This is a genomic window from Flavobacterium sp. N502536, assembly GCF_025947345.1.
Taxonomy (GTDB): domain Bacteria; phylum Bacteroidota; class Bacteroidia; order Flavobacteriales; family Flavobacteriaceae; genus Flavobacterium.
On the sequence record NZ_CP110011.1, the window covers coordinates 1,840,227 to 1,859,923 of the forward strand.

Consider the following 19,697-nt stretch of genomic DNA (forward strand, 5'->3'; position numbering starts at 1 on the left):
GCAAATGTAGGTTAATAATTGATAATAATTTTAATATGATAAAGGAGTTTGTAGATGTTTTAGTCATTGGCGCAGGACCATCAGGATGTGTCTCGGCATCGTATCTTCATAAAAACAATATTAAGATAAAAGTAGTTGAAAAAACGAGGTTTCCAAGACTTGTCGTAGGAGAAAGTCTTATCCCGCGAGTAATGGATCATTTTGCTGAGGCTGAGCTTTTTGAAAGTCTTGACGCAATGAATTTTGAGAAAAAACTTGGTGCTCGTTTTATCAGAGGAGAAGAAATTTGTGTTTTTGATTTCAGCAAGAAATTTGGAGAAGGCTGGGACTGGACCTGGCAGGTGCCACGTGCAGATTTTGACCATACGATGGCGCAGGAAGTACTAAGAAAAGGGATTGATCTGGAATTTGAAACAGAGGTTCTGGAAGTTTCTTTTGAGGGCAAAAACTCTAAAACAATTGTAAAAGATAAGGATGGAAATCTAAAAGAAATCCATGCTAAATTTATCATTGATTCCAGTGGATACGGGCGTGTTTTACCAAGACTTTTAGATTTGGATACCCCTTCAAAATTAGATCCGCATTCTTCGATATTTACGCATGTAAAAGATATTAACAGAGAAGAAGGAGAAGAAGGAACCCAAATTTCCTTTGATATTCTGGAAACCGAAGTCTGGTTATGGGTAATTCCTTTCTCTAATGGGAATACCAGTTTAGGAGTGGTAGGACCAACCGATTTTATTAATTCGCTTTCAGAAAATAAAGACAATGCCGAGGCTTTAAAAAATGCCATTCAGAAATCCGATTATTATATCAAAAGATTTAAAGGAACGGAGTTTTTGTTTGAACCGGTAAAACTCGAAAATTATTCGCGAGCGGTAAAAAGAATGTATGGCGATGGTTTTGCTTTGACGGGTAACAGTTCGGAATTTTTAGATCCTGTTTTCTCTTCGGGAGTTGCCTTTGCAACTGAATCCGGAATGTTGGCAGCAAAATTGTACCTTAAAGAATCACAAGGAATCGCTGTGGATTGGGAAGTTGAATTTACACAATATATGAAACGAGGCATTTCGGTTTTTACCACTTATGTACAGGAATGGTACACAGGAAATCTTCAGACTTTATTTTTTCATCAGCCGGAAAACCCGGATGTGAAGGAAAAGATATGTTCGGTATTGGCGGGATATGTTTGGAACGAGGAAAATCCGTTTGTGAAAAAACACGATCATGTGATTAAGAATATGGCGTATTTATTGAATATGCAAAAAGAACAAAGCCCTGAATAATCAGGGCTTTTTTTTAGGTAATTGGCATTGTTTACTCCGTCGGATTAAAATATTTAATAAATCCAGTTGGGAAGAAAGCTCCAGCGGAGCGTCCTATTTCGCCCCTACAGGGCTGTTATCAATAAATGAACCTATTTTCTATAAATATTTTATCCCTCTGGGATAAAAAAAGAGAATGTTTTTTTTCTGTTTTATTTAGATAATTAGCATTGTTTGCTCCGTTGGAGCAAAATATTTATAGCATATATGGTGAGTCAGGAAGAAAGCTCCGGCGGAGCGGTATATTTCATCTCTATAGTTTGTCTCTTTGAGGTATAGGAAAGGGGCATGTTTTAGACTGCCCCTTTTATCTTTTTATTTATAAGCTTTTTTTACGATCAATTTAGACATTGATTTTGCTGTTTTAGCAAAGCTTTCACCAATTCTGGTTTCGTTGCTAAAATTGCTTCCCCATTGATCCCCTGGGGCTTCTTCGCTTGTAATTTCCAAAAGTACCTTTGATTTATTTGCGGTTTCAACAAATTTTAAATTGGTAGTTACTTTTGCAGGTTGTTTCATAATTCCGGCATCCCAACCCGGATAAATCCACACCGCTGTTACGATTAAAGTATAAGGTGTTTTTAAATTTTCCTGAAAGTTCAAATCCTTTTTTTCTTTAGTTAAAACAATATTTGCAATTTCCAGAAATTTAGGAGTCCAGATTTGGTCTTTTGCATTGATCCATTTTTTCTCCCAGATGTTTCCATTGCCTTTTGCCTTTTGATCTAACTCGGCTTTATGCTCCTGGACATACTGTGCTTCCGATTTTTTTTCTTTCATCATCGTAAAGTTGCTGTAATCAAATTCGGTATTGATTTCTTTCTGATCTTTTAAGAAATCAAAATTTCCCTGAACAACATTCATGTCCTGAGCAAAAGCAGCACTGGAAATAAGGAATACGGTAAGAATTAGTTTTTTCATTTTTTTGGTTTGATTAAGGTTAGTTTCTTTTGCTAAAATTAACAAAAACAATTAATTAAAATTTATTCTGCAAATAAAAAAGAGGATGTCATTTAACATCCTCTTTTTTCTTAATATTCAAAAATAATTTCTACGCTTAAGATCCTATTTTAATTTTTTAATATTTTGTTAGAGATCTTTTTACCATTTTCAAGTTTTACGGCTACTATATACCATCCGCTTTGAAGTTCGGAGAGATTGATTTTATTTTTATTTTTTACGGTAAGAACATTTTTACCATTCACATCAAAAACATATACAACGTCTACTTTTTCTTCTGTGTTGATGTTCAGTTCTTCTTTAACAGGGTTAGGATAGACAATTAGTGAAGAATCAAATTTTAGATCATCATTTATAGTAGCAGCGGTAGTACTTGACTTGCTAGTATTGGAAGTTTGATTGATATAATAATCCTGCAATTTTTGAATCCAAAAATGATCATCGGTGAGAGTAGTTCCCGGGTTTCCAATTCCATCTGTACTGGCTCCTACACCTGCTCCCATTAATACAAGCTTGGTTCCGCTACTTTTTACCTCTGCAAAGTGATTTCCAAAAGTCACTTTTTTTGTGGTGGGATTAACCTGAAGTTTAGGGTCGGCATGTTTATTCTGGCTGAAATAGTTATAACGTGTCGCGTCATTTGAGAAATTTACGGTATCTCCAAAGAAAAAAGTAGTAGCAGAGTCTTCGTAGTGCTGGCTGGTATTATTTAAAATTTGAAAAGGAGCTGCTGTTCGTTCATTTAGAGTCTCTGAACCATTGATATGTCCTACCGGGATTTGCCAGAGGACAACATGTTTACCAGAGGTTTCATAAAGTTTTTGAACAAAATTCAGGTAATTCATCCAGTGGTCATTATTCCAAAACCAGGTATAAGAGAAGGGATCAGCGGGATTACCTGTACTTCCGGCGCCCATAGCATCAAGACCATATTTGTCAATAGAAATAAAGTCGGCATTATTAGACATAATCCCCATACTATTGGTGTATTGAAAAATATCTGCAGCGGTTTGTTTAATTTTGTTAAGCTGGGTAGTAAAGGTGCCAGTATCCGTTTCTCTGATAATTCCTTTTGGGCCGGCTACACCAGCTTTTGCCCAAAGATTGAGCTGCCAACCAAATTCCATATTCAGGTTTTCGTCTGTTCTTTTTTTGTTGAGCTCAAAATTGATTCTTTCTACCAGCGTTTTCAAAGTACCTACATTTTGGGCAATACTTGTTGCATTTACGGCTGTTGTAGTAGTTATCGGTTCGTTATACTGCTGCATATAGCCCAGAAAATCAGGCTCTAATACCACTCCAAAAAACTCATCTCCCAGTTCAGCTTTAACCTGATTCAGAAAAAGGTTGAGGTTATTGAAATAAGCCGTCATATAGGAAGGATCTTTTACGTGTGCCAGATCCAGGTCGTAAGATTCGCTTCCGTCTGGAATGTTATAAAAAATAAAGAAAGGAATAAGGCCCATTTTTAAAGAATTCTTTGCAAATTTTATAGCTCTGTCAGGCTGCCACGTATTCCATCCGGCTATTGGTCCTCCATTGATATAGATGTATCTTACATCCATTCTGTTGTTCTTGAGCAGATTGGTGTTGTCGATATTGTCATTGAAAAAATTGACATCATCGTTAGTGTCTTCGGATACAGATCCAACAGAAACATAATCAGGATATCGTAATGGGCTTCCATTGGCATTGTCTATTCTTAAACCAAGATGGTATACCGCACCATCTGAAGTGGTTATTTGAAGTCCGGATCTGCCCGCTTTTTTAGGGGTAATTTTTAAAGTATTTCCGGTAATAGTATAATCAAATACCGTAACGTTCCTTCTTTTTAATGAAGTGATCGTCTTATCGAACACGAATGTTTTTTGTATTCCGTTAATCGCTTTTATTTGATTTGGAAGCGAAGCAAAGGAAATATTTTGTGTGGCAGGATTTACAATAGTAAGTTGTAAACCGGATGTTGCTGTGGTCCCATTGTTGTCTGTGACTGCTATTTGTAGTGAATTGTTTCCATAATTCTGTGGTGTCCAATTGAAGGTATAAGAATTTTGGGGATTGGTAGTCACATTAGTATTCGTTCCGGCGGTAAGATCTTTAAACAGTATGCTGCTAATGGAACTTCCGGACGAAGGCTGAATAGTAAAAGTAATGCTTATAGGCGAAAAATTAAGTTGAGAATAGGAAGTAGCGTTTGGCGGACCGGTAATAGTGATCACAGCAGGAGCAGTAACCGCAATTTTAACAGTTGTGTTTACTACGGTGCTTATTCCGATCGAATTTACAGTGGTATATCGAATGTTGTAATCCCCATAAGCGGCCGGGGTCCAGTTGTACGATATGGTGTTGCCGGATAAACTCATATTGTAAGTCGTATAAGAAGACTCTGTTGTCTTTTTTATTTCGACCTTATTTTGTGTGGCCGAAAAACCGTAGAGATTGAGTGATGCGGTAAGATTGATAGCCGATAAGGTGCTTTTTATAATAATTTGTCCATCTGCGTAGGCAGGAGAAATGGCTATGGGCTTGATACACACACCAAGAAAGGTGTAGGCCGAAGACTGATCAGGAATTTCTGTTCCGGCGACCCAATACTTGGCTTTATAGACACCATTGCTGTATCTTATAATGTTGTTTGCATTGTAGTTGGGGGTTGCGCTGTTCCATTCAGAAACAGTACTGCATGCGGTATAAGCCAGAGATGGATTATTAAGAATTAACTGTTCGTCACAGTTTCCTACTGCCGACCAAACACTGCTAGATCCGGGAGTAGTGCCGGCTCCTTGCGACCAGGAATTGTTTTTGTAGACAATATTATTGTAACGGACATAAGAGTTACTGGAATATTGTGTGGCGGAATACCAATTTGGAATTCCACAGGAGCTGCCCAACTGTGCTTTTGTTATAGTAGGAATACAGCAGATAAAAATAGATAGTAATAAAAGTTTTAAATTTTTCAGCATAATAAAAAAGGTTGTTTTGTTATACATTCTGTTAATTCTAAGTACTTAGAGATGTATTGCCTATTTCTAAAAATAATTTGCTGCAGCTGAAAAAAGCAATATCAAAATCAAATATAGTAAGAAATTACTTTATGCAAGCACAGCATATTGTAAGTGAAATATTTGAATTTGAGTATTTTTGTTTTTTATTTCGAAGAAAAAAGTAAAAAATTTAGGGAAGACTATTTTGTGAGAAATAGTGTGAAATAAGGCCGTAACCTGTAAAAATTAAAAACCCGACAAGCTCTAAAACTTGTCGGGTTTAAATGAATTTAATGCGTAAAAGCTTGATTAATAGCTTCTAAAAAAGAAGTTTTATGCTAAATAAATCACATAATAAAAAAAAATGTGATTTTTTGTTTTCAAAAAGGTATACTACCAGAATTTAATGTACAAACCTGCAATTATCAATAGGGTAATGACGATTAAAACGGTCGTTTGCGGTTTTACTTTAAACATTTCCGAATCGATTTCAAATGCTTTAGGGTTTACTTTTGGTCCCGCAAAACTTATTACGATCATTGCCAGAGCGGTAAAGATAAAGGATAGCCCCATACAGATGTGGAACGGGATTTCAAAGGCTCCTTTTCCGTTTGGATAAGCGGTATACAACAAGGTCTCATTTCCAAATAATGCAGGAGCATATTCGTTGAATAGTACCGACAGTACAAACCCTAAAATTACACCCACTACGGCAGCAGCTCCGGTAGTTCGTTTCCAGAACATACCTAAAACGAACATGGCAAAAACTCCGGGACTAATAAATCCGGTGTATTTTTGGATGTAGGTAAATCCGCCAACGCCACCAATTCCTAAAATATCATTCCATGTAAACAACACGGCTAAAAGCATTGCAGCAAAAACGGCAATTCGGCCAATGTTTACCTGCTGTTTTTCGCCAGCTTCTTTCTGAATGTATTTTTTATGAATATCCAGCGTATAGATAGTCGAAATACTGTTTACTTTTCCGGCTAACGAAGCTACGATTGCAGCGGTTAATGCTGCTACCGAAAGTCCTTTTAATCCTGTAGGCAAGAAAGTCAGTACAGCAGAATAAGCGCCGTCTTTTCCTCCCACTAATTGTGGTAAGTGTCCGTTTTGGTATAAAACATAAGCGGCAATACCGGGTAACATTACAATTAAAGGCATTAACAATTTCAGCATACCTGCAAATAAAATACCAGTACGCGCGGTTTGTAAATCGGCACCCAGAGCTCTTTGTGTAATATATTGGTTGCATCCCCAGTAATTTAAGTTGATGATCCAGATACCGGCAAGGTAAGACATGAGGCCTGGGAATGTCAGGTATTTGTTAATATCAAGCTGAGAGGATGTTGCAGTTGGTTTTGGGATAATCATTTTAAAATGTTCCGGAGCTTCTCTCATTAATACTTTAAAACCTTCGATTGCATTTTCACCAACATGAAAATAATGCCCCACGGTTGTTAAAGCGATATAAGAAGTGACCAAACCTCCAATAATTAAAACGGCAACCTGAATAACGTCGGTATAAGCAACAACTTTCATACCTCCAAGAGAGATAAACAAAGCAAACAGAGCCAATCCAATCATGATAACATGCAGATATTCGCCTCCGGCCATACCATTAATAGCAACGGCTCCTAAATACAAAATCGAAGTTAAGTTTACAAAAACATATAAAAACAACCAGAAGACTGCCATGATTAGAGCAGTCGATTCATTGTAACGTGTTTTTAAGAATTGTGGCATCGTGTAAATCTTGTTTTTAAGGTACACGGGAATAAACCAAACAGCTACTACGATCAAACTAATAGCGGCTATCCATTCGTAAGCGGCAACGGCAATTCCTAAAAAGAAACCTTCACCACTCATTCCGATGAATTGTTCTGCCGAGATATTGGAGGCAATTAAAGATGCTCCAATAGCCCACCAGGTTAGGTTTCCTTCGGCCAAAAAGTAAGCTTTAGCATCTTGTTCGTCTTGTTTACGTTTTCGGTAAACCGTATAACCGTAGGCCGAGACCACGATAAAGTAAATAATAAAAACCGCATAATCTGCGAAGGCAAGGGTCTGGTTCATTGATGATAATAATTTTATAATTAGTAAAGGTGATTGTTTGATTAATAGTAGGGTAAAAAAACAGTATTTCGATAGGTGGTTTAAATAATGTTTTTTGTTTTGATATGGGTTTAAAATTAATTAACTGTCTTTTTTTGATTGGTATTGTAATAATGAGGTCCAGAGCCAAAAAGTATAATAAACAATTGCGAACACATTGTTGTTATGCGGTTTTTAAAAGAGTATTTACTTTATGCGTCTTATTTTGTTTTTGATTTGTAATGAATGTCTGATTGCTGTCTTAAAATTTCGGCACTTTTTTCAGGGGTAATATCTCTTTGGGATTCGCCCAGCATTTCATAACCCACCATAAATTTCTTTACTGTTGCTGATCGCAATAAAGGCGGATAAAAATGCATGTGAAAATGCCATTCCGGATGCTCTAAACCATCTGTAGGCGATTGGTGAATTCCTGAAGAATAAGGAAAAGAAGTACTGAATAAATTATCGTACTTAATGGTCAGTTGTTTTAAAATCAGGGCAAAAGAATTGGTTTCTTCCGGAGTAAAATCAGTGATTTTATTCAGGGCTCTTCTGCTGACAATCATCGTTTCGTAAGGCCATGTTGCCCAAAACGGAACCAGAGCAATAAAGTCATCGTTTTCGATTACCACACGATCTCCTGTTCTTAATTCAGCCTGAATATAGTCCTGAAGCAGCGTTCGATGGTTTTTGTCAAAGTATGATTTTAAACTGCTTTGCGTTCTTTCCACTTGGGTTGGAAGGGATGATTGTGCCCAGATTTGCCCATGAGGATGTGGATTGCTGCAGCCCATAATACTTCCTTTGTTCTCAAAAATCTGAACGTGATTGATGTATTTGATGCTTCCCAGATCGGTGTATTCTTTTTGCCAGGTTTTGATAATGTTTTCAATTCCGTCGATTTCCATCTCCGGTAAAGTAAGGTCGTGTCTTGGAGAGAAACAAACTACTCTGGAAATTCCCTGCTCGGGTTTTGCCTTAAAAAAAGTGTGTTTGATATCCTCTTCAAATATAATTTCGTCCTGCTTCATAGCAGCAAAATCATTCTCAAAGACAAAGCTGTCTTTGTAAACAGGATTGTGATCTCCGTTAGCACGAACATTACCCGGACATAAATAACAGGTGGAGTCATGTTTTGGAAGAGTTTCAGTTGCAAGAGTCTCGTTTTGCCCTTGCCACGGACGTTTTGCACGGTGTGGTGATACTAAAATCCATTCGTTTAGTAATGGATTGAAACGTCTGTGTGGATCTTCGTTAATGTCAAAATTTTTCATTTGTAGTTTTTGTGATATTAAAGTAGTCTTGTTCCGTTAGAGATTGTTACATCATAGAATTTTAATTCAATCCCAAATGTATTTAAATAAAGATTTGAAAACTTATTTTTCACCTCATTTTCATGCCCTTTTTTAATAAAATTGATGGTGCACCCCCCAAAACCACCCCCCATTAGGCGAGATCCAACAATAAATTCATCTGCTTTGGCATTCTCTACGAGCATATCCAGTTCGGGACAGCTTACTTCATATTCTTGTGATAACCCATAATGTGCTTCAAAAAGCAATTGTCCTAAAAGTTCAATATTTCCCTGATCTAAAGCTTCACAGGCTTTGATCACACGGTTGATTTCTTTTACAACAAAATGTACCCTTTTAAAAACAGTAGGACTCATTTGATCCTGAAGGCTTAAAAGTTGTTCTTTGGTACAATCTCTAAAACTTTTTATTTGTGGAAAATGATGTTTTATAATAGCCAAACCTTCTTCACACTCCAGTCTTCGGGTATTGTATTCCGAGCTGAAAAGAGAATGTTTTACATTGCTGTCAAACAAAACCAGCGCATAATCTTTAAAATCGGCATTGTGATATTCAAAATCCAAAGTATTGCAATCTAGTTTTATAACCTTGTTTGTAAGGCCATGAACACTTGAAAACTGATCCATAATACCACAATTGATACCCACCCAATGTTCGGCTTTTTGTCCTAGCAAAGCGATATCGGCCTTTTTGATTTCCAGATCGAAGAGTGCCGTGATCCCGAAAATCATTCCGCATTCTAAAGCGGCCGAAGAAGATAAACCGGAACCAACCGGAATGTTGCTGCTAAAGACACAGTTGAAACCTTCAAATACAAAACCGTTATCTTGTAATTGTTTGATCACACCACGAAGATAATTCGTCCAGACGTCATCACTCAAACGGATTTCTGCTGTTAAATCAATTTCAAAAGCTTCGTTTAAATCGATTGCAATTATTTTGGAGCTTTTGGTATTGTTTTTCTCAAAGGCAAAACAAATTATTTTGTCGATGGCCGCAGGTAAAACATAGCCGTCATTGTAATCAATATGTTCTCCGATGATATTGATCCTTCCGGGAGAGAGCACCACTTTTTGAGGAGCCGATCCGAACGACTTCTCAAAAAAGGCGGTGGTGTTTTGTATTAAAATATCATTCATTGTGTTGTGGTTGAAGAAATAGCTTTTAGTTAGGGTAGTTTTTTGTAAAGTATTAGTTTATGTTTTCAAATCGGTAAACGGTTTTGTGACGGTAAATCTCGCCTTTCTTCAAAACCGAATTCGGAAAATGTACGTGATTAGGCGCATCCGGAAAGTTTTGTGTTTCAAAACAAATTCCGCTAAAGGGATGATAAGCGGCATTTTCTTTTCCTTTTAAAGTTTCAAAACAATTGCCGCCTACATAAATATGAACGCTGGGCTGATCGGTAAAAACCTTCATCTGCAGCTTATTTGTAGTGCTGAATAAAATGGCAGCAACCTCATTTTCTGATTCAATTACAAAAGAATTGTCAATGGATTGCGGACATTTCTTAGCCGTTCTGAAATCAAAATTATGATGCAGAAGAGCCGTGAAATTTCCGGTTGGAATATGCTCAGTGTTGGTTTCCAGTATTTTATCAGAAGCAATAAACAGCGTTTGTTTGGACAGGTCTGTAGCATGTCCGTCAAGATTAAAATAACTGTGATGCGTAAGATTTACGACCGTATCTTTTGTTGAGGTAGCGGTATAGTCTAATTTTAATTCGTTTTCTTCTGTTAAAGTATACGTCAGATCAACCTGTAAATCTCCGGGGTAATACTCTTCTAAATCTGCACTCCACAGACTTAAAGTTACCGAAGGATTATCGCCGGAAGTAATATGCGTAATGTTCCATACTTTTTGTCCAAAGCCAACGTTTCCGCCATGTAAGGCATTGCCGTTATTATTGGTATTCAGTTGAAAGGTTGTATCGTTTAAAGTAAAAGCGCCTTTATCGATTCGTCCGGCATAACGCCCAACGGTAGTCCCGAAATAAGGAGCACTTGGTAAATGATAAGAAGCCAGATAAGATTCTAAAGTATCGAAACCCAAAACAACATCAACATACCCGCCCGTTGCAACCGGAATTTGTAAAGAGGTCAAGGTTGCACCGTAATTGATAATTTGCGCTTTCATTCCGTTTTTATTCTTTAATTCCAAAGAAAGAATTTCTTCGTTATCGGATAATAAACCAAACGATTTTATAGCAGATCCATCCAGAATATGAGATATGTGTTTTATTTCCATATTTTTTTTACCAAAAATGAAATCCAAAAATAGAAACAATATCTGTTTTTACATACCAGTACCTACCAGTTTTTTGTATATTGCGCCAAAATCCATTTTGTATGAATATAATTTCCATTCAAAGTAATCTTGGTTTGCCCAAATACAAACAGATAATCCTGTCGATTGAAAAAGCAATTGAAGAAGAAAAACTGGTAAAAGGCGATCGGCTTCCATCGGTAAATAAAGTTTGTCTGGCTTTTTCATTGTCGCGGGATACGGTATTATTGGGTTACGATGAGCTCAAAAAAAGAGGAATTATTTATGCTATTCCAGGCAAGGGATATTATGTTAAAAGCGTTGAAATCAATATCAAGCAGAAGATTTTTTTATTGTTTGACGAGTTAAACAGTTTTAAGGAGGACATCTACAATTCGTTTCTAAAAAACATTGGGAAAAATGTTCAGGTCGATATTTTCTTTCATCACTTTAATGTGCAGGTATTTCAAAAACTGATTACAGACAGTAACGGAAATTACACCAAATACATTATCATGCCGACCAATTTAGCCGATGTGACCGATGCGATAAAAAACCTACCAGTAGGGGAAGTTATCATACTGGATCAAACCAATCCGGATTTGAAATCGTATCCGGCGATCTATCAAAACCACGAAAAAGATATTTTTGAAGGTTTAATTAAAGGAAAAGCGAGAATGAATAAGTATAAAAAACTCATTCTGATTTTTCCCGGATTTAGAGAACCATTGGGAATGAAAACCGGATTTATTGCTTTTTGTACCCAGTACGATCTGAACTATGATATCATCACCGAATTTACAAACGGCGAAATTGGAGTAGGGGATTTGTATATCATTCCAAACGATCGTGATCTGGTTCGCGTAATTGAAAATGCAAGATCGCAAAGTCTTAAACTTGGCACCGATTTCGGGATTATTTCTTATAACGAAACCCCTTTAAAAAAGATTGTGGCCAATGGCATTACCACCATTTCAACCGATTTTGAAATGATGGGGGAAATTTTGGCCAATATGGTACTCCAGGGACAGAAAGAACAAATAGAAAACAAATCGTCTTTGCTGATTCGGAACTCGCTGTAATTTTTTAGCTTTTGTGCGATTGTTCCGGCTGTGCCTGTATAGTCTGGGTTTTTATAAGTTTAAGACAAAATTGTTGCGTAATTTTTCCTCGTATTTTTCCTTATTAAAAGTATAGAGGTAAGATCCTTTTCGGGAAGACTGCATGTCTTTTTCGTCCAGTTTGTTCAGAATCTCCATTGAATTAATTTTGCTGATAAAGTTTCTCTTGTCTAATTCTTTACTCAAAATAGCTTCGTACAATTCTAATAATTGACGCATGGTGAATTTTTCAGGAAGCAATTCAAAGCCAATCGGTTTGATCGAAGTTTTATAACGCAATATTCGGATCGCCTGCTCCACCATTTCGTTATGATCAAAAATTAAACTTGGGGCATCGGCAACACTAAACCACTGGGCGTGGTAATTTTTAATGAGTTCGGCATTGTGGTTTTCAATATTAATCAAAGCATAATACGAAACCGAAATGGTTCTTTCGGCCGGATCGCGATCAATGTCACTGTAAGCATAGAGCTGCTCCATATAAACATCGTGTAAACCTGTATAGGTATTTAAAACTCTTATCGCGGCATTGTCCAGTACTTCATCTTGTTTTAATAAACCTCCCATCAATGACCATTTTCCTTTTTCCGGCTCAAAACCTCTTTTGATTAAAAGAATTTTCAAACCTTCACGATCAAATCCAAAAATAATACAATCTACTGCTAATAAAACTTTATCTGCAGCACTATAACTGTTAAGCATATTCAAATTTTTAGTGGTAAATATATAAGTCTCTTTATTCTGTTATCCCATTTAGTAAATGCCGTTTCTGCATTTAAAAATGTAACTGTTTGAAAAAGTTACATGCTACAAAAGTAATGGTTTTTTGATGCTAAAATCATTATCAAAGCGATCATTTTTTAACTTTTTTCACGAGTTTTTTTGAATAAAACGCCTATTTATACTGCAAAGTGTCATTTTTACGCAATCTAACTGGAGGAAAATTCGTACTTTGTTAAAGAATCTTTTAAACGTCATTTTGGGGGCAAATTGGCTTTTTAAATACAATTTTCACTTCGACTCGAAAATGAAATCTTTTAGCCAATACCAAGTTTGGAATGCGGGAATGAATCGGCGAAAAGAATGAAAAATCCTTAAAAAAAGAAAAATCATTCTAACAGCCGTTCTTGAAAGTTGAAGGATTTTGAAGCGAAAGAACGTTACCGAATTTTCTTGCACATCGCTATTACAAGTAGGCTTCAGCCCAGTAAAATTGTCTATAAATTACTTTTTTTTGAAATTTTCAAACGGCAAAGAATCAGAATATTGCCCATACCAAATTTAAAATCTCAGTAGAAATTTTTAATACCACTAATCTTATTTAGTCTAAATAAGATAGTTTTGCATCATATTTTTATTTCTATGGAAAAGCAATATTTAAATATTAATGCCCAAAACTTCCCCGAAATCTATGATTTGTATTGGAATGAGCTGTTTTGTTTTTGCAGACATCATACAGGTGATGAGGAGGCAGCAAAAGAAATTGTTCAGCAAATTTTCATCAGTATTTGGGAAAGGCGCGAAAAACTACAAATAGAAACCTCAGTCAGAGCGTATTTATATGGCTCTTTAAAACTCAAAATTTTGGAGTATCACCGAAAGCGGGCCACCAAAAAGAAACACGAAAGTACTCATTTTGCTGAAATGAGCAAAGTTTCTAACGACACAGAAGAGCATATTTTGCATAAGGATTTGCTTCGGGAACTACAGCTTGCCATCAATACACTTCCGGAACGTTGTCGACAAGTATACTTAATGAGCAGGGAAGACGGGATGGACAATCGTTCTATTGCCGCCTCGCTTGTTATTACAGAGAAAGCTGTTGAAGGAAATATTACAAGAGCACTTCGGCACATTCGTGACCGTTTAAAAGTTTTTCGCAGTTTACTTCTTTTTTTTACTCCACTGTGTAGGGTTAGCGAAGACTTGTGCAACTACATAATTACATAACAAAACCAAGACAGTGTTTATTACATCAGATTTATTAGAAAAATATGCGCGAAACGAATGCGATGCCGCCGAAAGGGTATTGGTTGAGCAATGGTTAAAGGTTATAGATTTTGAACGTGAGGTCATAACTTCTCCGCAACAACAGGGATTAAAAGAGGAAATGTGGAGCAATATTGCGGCCAGGACCATTCTTGCAAAACCAAAATCTCAGTATAGATTTCTTTATACAGCACTAAGCACTGCGGCCTGTGTGCTATTTGGCATTATCAGTTTGCATTATTATAACTCGTCAACATTTGCTTCACACATTTTGGTGAACAACCTGAACGGGCAGGAGATCAAGAAAATAAACATTGGTAACTTATCTTTTTTGGTCGAGCCGGGCAGTCAGTGCAACATTTCAATGGATTTTTTGGGTCAGGCAAACGATGTTAAGTTTTGCGGTGCCGTTTCGGTTATTAGTGATTCGGCGACCGTACGGGAGTTTAACATTGGTACAGGAACTTCGGGCTGCACCAATATGTATCAGGACAAAGTAAAATTACAGAAAGGACAAACGTATCTCGCAATGACAGATGCTGAATATAACGTAATCACGGCAACCAGAGATGAAATAGCAGAAGGCCTGCCGAGAGTATTTAGCTCAAGGCTGTCGGAACGTTTTAATTTGTAAGAGACAATAAATAAGAAGAATAGATAATAAAAATCGATATAACTGAAATTAAAAAGTTATGGATTTAGGGAATAAATGATCAGTGATGCAATTTAAAAGAATTTTTTTAACGGTCATTTTTATGATCGTAGGTACTACGGTTTATGCTCAAAATGATGATAAGACCAATTTTACGGGGTCTATAATTGACGATAACAATCAACCTGTTGCCGGTGCCGAAATTCAATTGCAAAACACTGCTGCTGTAGTCAAAAGTAACAGCTTAGGTAGATTCGTTTTTCAAAATATTACATCAGGAAAATACCAGTTAGTCGTATCGATGACGGGTTATCAAATCCGGGAAATGGCTGTTGTTGTCGAACAGAATCAGAAAGAAGAAATTGTTATAGCGTTAAAATCGAATTCGGTTGAGTTAAATTCTGTTGATTTGTTTGGCAAAACGATTGAAACCAAAATTAAAGAACAGCCGTTTGCCGTTTCTGTCATCAATACAAAAAAACTGGCCGAAAGAGATGTTGACTTAAACCGACTGATGGACGGAACAGCTGGTGTTCGTGTACTGGAATCAGGCGGAATGGGATCTGAAACCAATTATTCGATTAATGGATTATCCGGTAAGGCCGTAAAGTTTTTTATAGACGGTATTCCAATGGAAAATTTTGGGTCATCGTTTAGTATTAATAATTTTTCGATTAATACACTCGAAAGAATTGAAGTTTATAAAGGAGTTACCCCGGTTTCATTTGGTGGTGATGCACTTGGAGGCTCTATAAATCTGGTGACACGCAGCCGCCTTAAAAATTATATCGATGTGTCGCAAACCATCGGTTCCTTTAACACCTATCGTTCGGCAATATCCGGAAAATGGAGAAATGAATCGGGTTTTACTTTGCAGACCAATTCTTTTTTTAACTATTCAGACAATAATTATCCCGTTTGGGGGCCAACCGTAGAAATTGCAGGAGAAGACGGAAGACCTATTCCGGGTTATCCAAAATTTAAGAGATTTAACGACGATTATAAGTCCTACACCATTCGAGCAGATATTGGGTTTACCAATGTCAAATGGGCCGATGCTCTGTTATTCGGTATTACGGTATCAGATCAGGACAGAGGAATACAGACCGGAAGAACAATGGCCTATGTGTACGGTGACGTGCGCTACAATGAAAAGTTTGTCATGCCGTCTGTACGTTACTCTAAAAAAGGGTTTTTATTTTCAAATTTAAATGTAGACCTGTACGCTTCTATAAATAAATTAAGAGGTACAACAACAGATACCAGCTCCTATAAATACAATTGGACAGGAAAACCTATCGGAACAGTAAATGGAGAATTGGGAGGAATCAGATCAGGAAAGTCAATTTATTCGTTTGAGGATCATACGCAATTGGCCAGAGTTAATTTTGTATATCAGATCAAAGAAAATCAGCAGGTAAATTTAAATTATGTGTTTACCGGTACCAGAAGAAAGGGCAGTGACGCTATTGCCGAAGCCGAATGGACAGTTCCGCTTAGAGAACCTCAGGATCTGGATAAACATATTGCGGGTTTATCGTATGAGATTACCTCATTTGAAGATCGCTGGAAGAATATTTTCTTCACAAAATATTTTGCTTACAATGCCAACGCCGCAGTATTTGATTACAACGGAGAAAGTTTGAAAGAAACCTTTTATCAGCATACAAAAGACAATGCTTGGGCCTTTGGATACTCTTCAAAAGTATTGCTTCCAAAAGAATATACGATAAAGTTTTCGGTCGAAAATGCAGCCCGATTGCCCGAAGCGACAGAGCTTCTGGGCAACGGTAATACAATTGTAAATGCGCCCAATTTAAAGCCTGAAAGAAGTTTCAACGTTAATACATCCATTCAGAAGACCATACATACTGCGGTTCAGAATGTAAATTTTGGTCTTAATGTATTTTTTAGAGACACAAAAAATCTGATTTGGTTAGCAGAGGGAGATTTGATGGGAACCGCCCGCTATGAAAATTTAGGAAAAATACGAACCGTTGGAGTGGAGGCTGAGGTTAACTATGCCCGAAAGCAATGGCTTGAAACATCAGTTAATTTTACGTATCAGGACATCCGAAACATGCAGCGTTTTGAGGAAAACGGTGCACCCAATCATGTTTATAGAGACAGATTGCGAAATACACCTTATTTAATGGCAAATGCAGAGGCAAGGTTGTTCTTAGATCAGCTGTTTCAATTTACACCGAAGATTTCCTTTTTTGCAAGTACACATTATGTACATCAGTACTATCTGGGCTGGCCAAGCCTTGGAGCAGCACCCGAAAAAATGTACATCCCAACTCAGTTTGTCCAGGATGCCGGTTTGGGCTATACTTTTGGAAAGAACGGACGTTACAGTGCCAATTTTGCCTGCCGCAATATTTTAGACAAGCAGATTTACGATAATTTTCTGCTGCAAAAACCAGGTAGGTTTTTCAGTCTCAAACTAAGATATTTTTTACAATAACCAATTAAATTTAAATTCAATGAAAATGAAATCGTTCTTAAAAAAGACAACATTTATGGCTTCTGCCGTTGTCTTGTTTGCTGCAGCTGCAACATCTTGCAGTTCAAAATCAGATGAAGTGGAAGTAGAAAGCGCACAACATTTTACAATAGCAAGCTGGGCTCAGGACTTGCAGTATATCGCATCGGTTCCTTCTTTAACAGAAGGTTCGCTAACTTTTAAAGGAAAAGGTATTGAGGCCAACGGTTCCCGTTATATCTGGCACAAACAATATGTTTATTTGATGAACCTTCCGCAGAAAAAATTCATTCAGTACGAAATGAGTAAAGACGGAAGTTTAAAAGAAAAAGGGGCTATTCTTACAGACGGAGTGGTTCCAAATTATTTTCAATCTCTGAATATCGTAGACGATAATACCATGTTGGTTTTAGGCGGACTGGATTTGAATAACGGTATAGTAGGCTGGGCAAGAATTAAACTAAGTGATTTTACAATAGAAGCAAAAGGAACAATGGCTGTACCTTATGACGCAGCCAATAAAGGAGTTCAGTTTTCTGTTGGAAAAGCATTTGTAGACAATGGAAAGCTTATTTTGGGAGGTTATTTTTATGATAACGAATCAAAATCCTATACCGTTGATGGAGTAAGAGCTTTAGTTTATGATTATCCGGCAATGAACAATTTAAAAGTAATTAAAACTACGGCAACTGCTGGTGGAGTAGGTTACGATTACTTAAACTCATTAGACAAAGACGAAGAAGGCAATCATTATTTTGTAGCAAGTGCCGGTAAATTTTGGACTGGTGTAGGTGGAAAATCAGGAGTTGTGCGTATTAAAAAAGGTACAGCAGATTTTGATAAAGATTATTTTATTGATGTAACAACACCATTGGGCAAACAAGCCTGTTTGATGGGAATAAATTATGTGGGTAACGGAATTGCAATTGGTACCGTTCAGTACGAAGAGTTAATGACTTCGGTAAGAGATCGTTTAAAAAACGTGGGACAATTGGTTAGAATTGATTTGAAAAACAAAACAGTTTCGTTGATTAATACACCTTTAAGTCCGGTTTCAATGGTTCGTTCGCCATTGGTGTACAAAGGAAAGTATTACACAGCAATTTCTCCTATTGATGCTGTAGCTTCAATTTACGAAGTTGATCCTGCTACAGGAACCTTCAAAAAAGGAACTGCATTAGACGGTGGAGGTTCTGTTAGTGTTCAGCTGATAGCACCACATCCAACAAAATAATCACATACTCAAACCCCCATTTGAGTAAAAGTGGCCGGAAGGAATTCCGGCCACTTTTTGTTTTAAAGAAGTTTGAATTGCTCCACCATTTCAATGATCACGAATAGAAGAAGTAATGTAACTCGCGTGTGTCATTTCGACCAAAGGGAGACCCGAGCGATAGCGAATCGGCGTAGCAAATCACAAGTAAAATTCGACAAAGATTGGGACTCCAGGAGCGGAGTTTCTTGTGTCATTTCGACCGAAGGGAGACCCGAGCGATAGCGAATCGGCGTAGCAAATCACATGCGAAATTCGACAAAGATTGGGATTCCAGGAGTGGGGTTCCTAGTGTCATTTCGACCGCAGGGAGAAATCACAAGCAAAATTCGACAAAGATTGGGACTGCTGGAACGGAGTTTCTGGTGTGATTTCTCCCTTCGGTCGAAATGACAATGTGGTATGATGAGTTTGTATAAAACTACATCTGTAGAGGAGACTAATTTGCAAACCATATAAAATGGTAACTTCGCAAGAACAAAAACACAATCGAAATGAAACATCTATTCAGAGCAGTAATAAAATGGGCTTTAAAGCAAAATCAGAAAGATTCAACAAAGAGATTTTACAGTAAAAGCCATCAGGTTATGATTGAGGGGAAAGCAGTTTTAGAGGTTTCGGCAGCCAAAGCTTTTAAGGGAGATCCTGAATTGTACAATCCTGAAGATTTGCTGCTGAGCAGTTTGGTTTCCTGCCATATGATGTCGTATTTGTATGTATGTTCTCAAAATGGTATAGAAGTTCTGGAGTATTCAGATGAGGCAGAAGCTACACTTGAAGTTTCCGCTGACGGAAGCGGGCGCTTTGTTGCCGTTCATTTATACCCCAAAGTAAAAATTGCGAATGCAGATCAAATCGAACTGGCGAATACACTTCATACCAAAGCCAACCAACTGTGTTTTATTGCCAATTCCTGTAGTTTTCCTGTAGTACACCACGGGAGTTGCGAGCTCCTTACCGCATAAGTTATAAAGAACCTTTTACTTCAAAAGGCTGCCAAACATTGGGATTCAACTTCTGCGATTTTAGCATAGATTCAAATCCTGAAAAACGAAAGCTTTAATTTTAATTCGCTGTTTTGGGGTTGTTTTTAGAAATCAAATTTTCAATTTCAAAAATTTTCATCATTTTCAGAGGTTATCTCTCCTTGTAGCAATTCCTTTTTGGACTTTTTTTTGTTTAAGTATTTGATAATGTGAACGAAACATAGTTTTGTTGTTCTGAAAAGGC

At 37.1% G+C, this 19,697-nt stretch carries 14 protein-coding genes; 7 read left to right on the forward strand and 7 right to left on the reverse strand.

What is annotated here, in order from left to right; translation table 11 throughout:
• Positions 1–35: 35 nt before the first annotated feature.
• Positions 36–1,286, forward strand: coding sequence for an NAD(P)/FAD-dependent oxidoreductase (locus OLM61_RS08215; protein ID WP_264525894.1), 1,251 nt, complete (start codon positions 36–38; stop codon positions 1,284–1,286).
• 354 nt (positions 1,287–1,640) lie between these two features.
• On the opposite strand, the gene OLM61_RS08220 is transcribed toward OLM61_RS08215, so the two are convergent.
• From OLM61_RS08220 to OLM61_RS08245, 6 genes are all read right to left on the reverse strand, one after another.
• A complete protein-coding gene (locus tag OLM61_RS08220; protein WP_264525895.1) occupies positions 1,641–2,246 on the reverse strand; it encodes a hypothetical protein in 606 nt (201 codons plus the stop codon).
• A gap of 149 nt (positions 2,247–2,395) precedes the next feature.
• A complete protein-coding gene (locus OLM61_RS08225) occupies positions 2,396–5,248 on the reverse strand; it encodes a T9SS type A sorting domain-containing protein (RefSeq protein ID WP_264525896.1) in 2,853 nt (950 codons plus the stop codon).
• Between the two features lie 414 nt (positions 5,249–5,662).
• Positions 5,663–7,348: a sodium/sugar symporter gene (locus OLM61_RS08230; RefSeq protein ID WP_264525897.1), complete on the reverse strand. Its 1,686-nt coding sequence runs from the start codon at positions 7,346–7,348 to the stop codon at positions 5,663–5,665.
• A gap of 239 nt (positions 7,349–7,587) precedes the next feature.
• The gene (locus tag OLM61_RS08235) at positions 7,588–8,643 is read right to left on the reverse strand and encodes a UDP-glucose--hexose-1-phosphate uridylyltransferase (protein WP_264525898.1); all 1,056 of its coding nucleotides are present in this window, start codon (positions 8,641–8,643) and stop codon (positions 7,588–7,590) included.
• A 17-nt stretch (positions 8,644–8,660) separates the two neighbouring features.
• A complete protein-coding gene (gene galK, locus OLM61_RS08240) occupies positions 8,661–9,821 on the reverse strand; it encodes a galactokinase (protein WP_264525899.1) in 1,161 nt (386 codons plus the stop codon).
• Between the two features lie 52 nt (positions 9,822–9,873).
• Positions 9,874–10,929 carry an aldose epimerase family protein gene (locus tag OLM61_RS08245; protein WP_264525900.1) on the reverse strand — a complete coding sequence of 352 codons (1,056 nt, stop codon included), beginning with the start codon at positions 10,927–10,929 and terminating at the stop codon, positions 9,874–9,876.
• Between the two features lie 101 nt (positions 10,930–11,030).
• Between OLM61_RS08245 and OLM61_RS08250 the strand changes: the two genes are divergently transcribed.
• The gene (locus OLM61_RS08250) at positions 11,031–12,029 is read left to right on the forward strand and encodes a GntR family transcriptional regulator (RefSeq protein ID WP_264525901.1); all 999 of its coding nucleotides are present in this window, start codon (positions 11,031–11,033) and stop codon (positions 12,027–12,029) included.
• Between the two features lie 51 nt (positions 12,030–12,080).
• On the opposite strand, the gene OLM61_RS08255 is transcribed toward OLM61_RS08250, so the two are convergent.
• Complete coding sequence (locus OLM61_RS08255) at positions 12,081–12,770, reverse strand: NUDIX hydrolase (protein WP_264525902.1); 690 nt, start codon at positions 12,768–12,770, stop codon at positions 12,081–12,083.
• A gap of 660 nt (positions 12,771–13,430) precedes the next feature.
• Here OLM61_RS08255 and OLM61_RS08260 point away from each other — a divergent pair.
• The 5 genes from OLM61_RS08260 (at position 13,431) to OLM61_RS08280 (ending at position 19,432) form a co-directional block, all read left to right on the forward strand.
• Positions 13,431–14,018, forward strand: a complete 588-nt coding sequence (locus tag OLM61_RS08260; RefSeq protein ID WP_264525903.1) for an RNA polymerase sigma-70 factor — start codon at positions 13,431–13,433, stop codon at positions 14,016–14,018.
• A gap of 13 nt (positions 14,019–14,031) precedes the next feature.
• The gene (locus tag OLM61_RS08265; protein ID WP_264525904.1) at positions 14,032–14,691 is read left to right on the forward strand and encodes a hypothetical protein; all 660 of its coding nucleotides are present in this window, start codon (positions 14,032–14,034) and stop codon (positions 14,689–14,691) included.
• Positions 14,692–14,812: 121 nt separating this feature from the next.
• The gene (locus OLM61_RS08270) at positions 14,813–17,176 is read left to right on the forward strand and encodes a TonB-dependent receptor (RefSeq protein WP_264525905.1); all 2,364 of its coding nucleotides are present in this window, start codon (positions 14,813–14,815) and stop codon (positions 17,174–17,176) included.
• Positions 17,177–17,201: 25 nt separating this feature from the next.
• Positions 17,202–18,428, forward strand: a complete 1,227-nt coding sequence (locus OLM61_RS08275) for a DUF4374 domain-containing protein (protein ID WP_264525906.1) — start codon at positions 17,202–17,204, stop codon at positions 18,426–18,428.
• 533 nt (positions 18,429–18,961) lie between these two features.
• Positions 18,962–19,432, forward strand: coding sequence for an OsmC family protein (locus OLM61_RS08280; protein ID WP_264525907.1), 471 nt, complete (start codon positions 18,962–18,964; stop codon positions 19,430–19,432).
• The last annotated feature ends 265 nt before the right edge of the window (positions 19,433–19,697 follow it).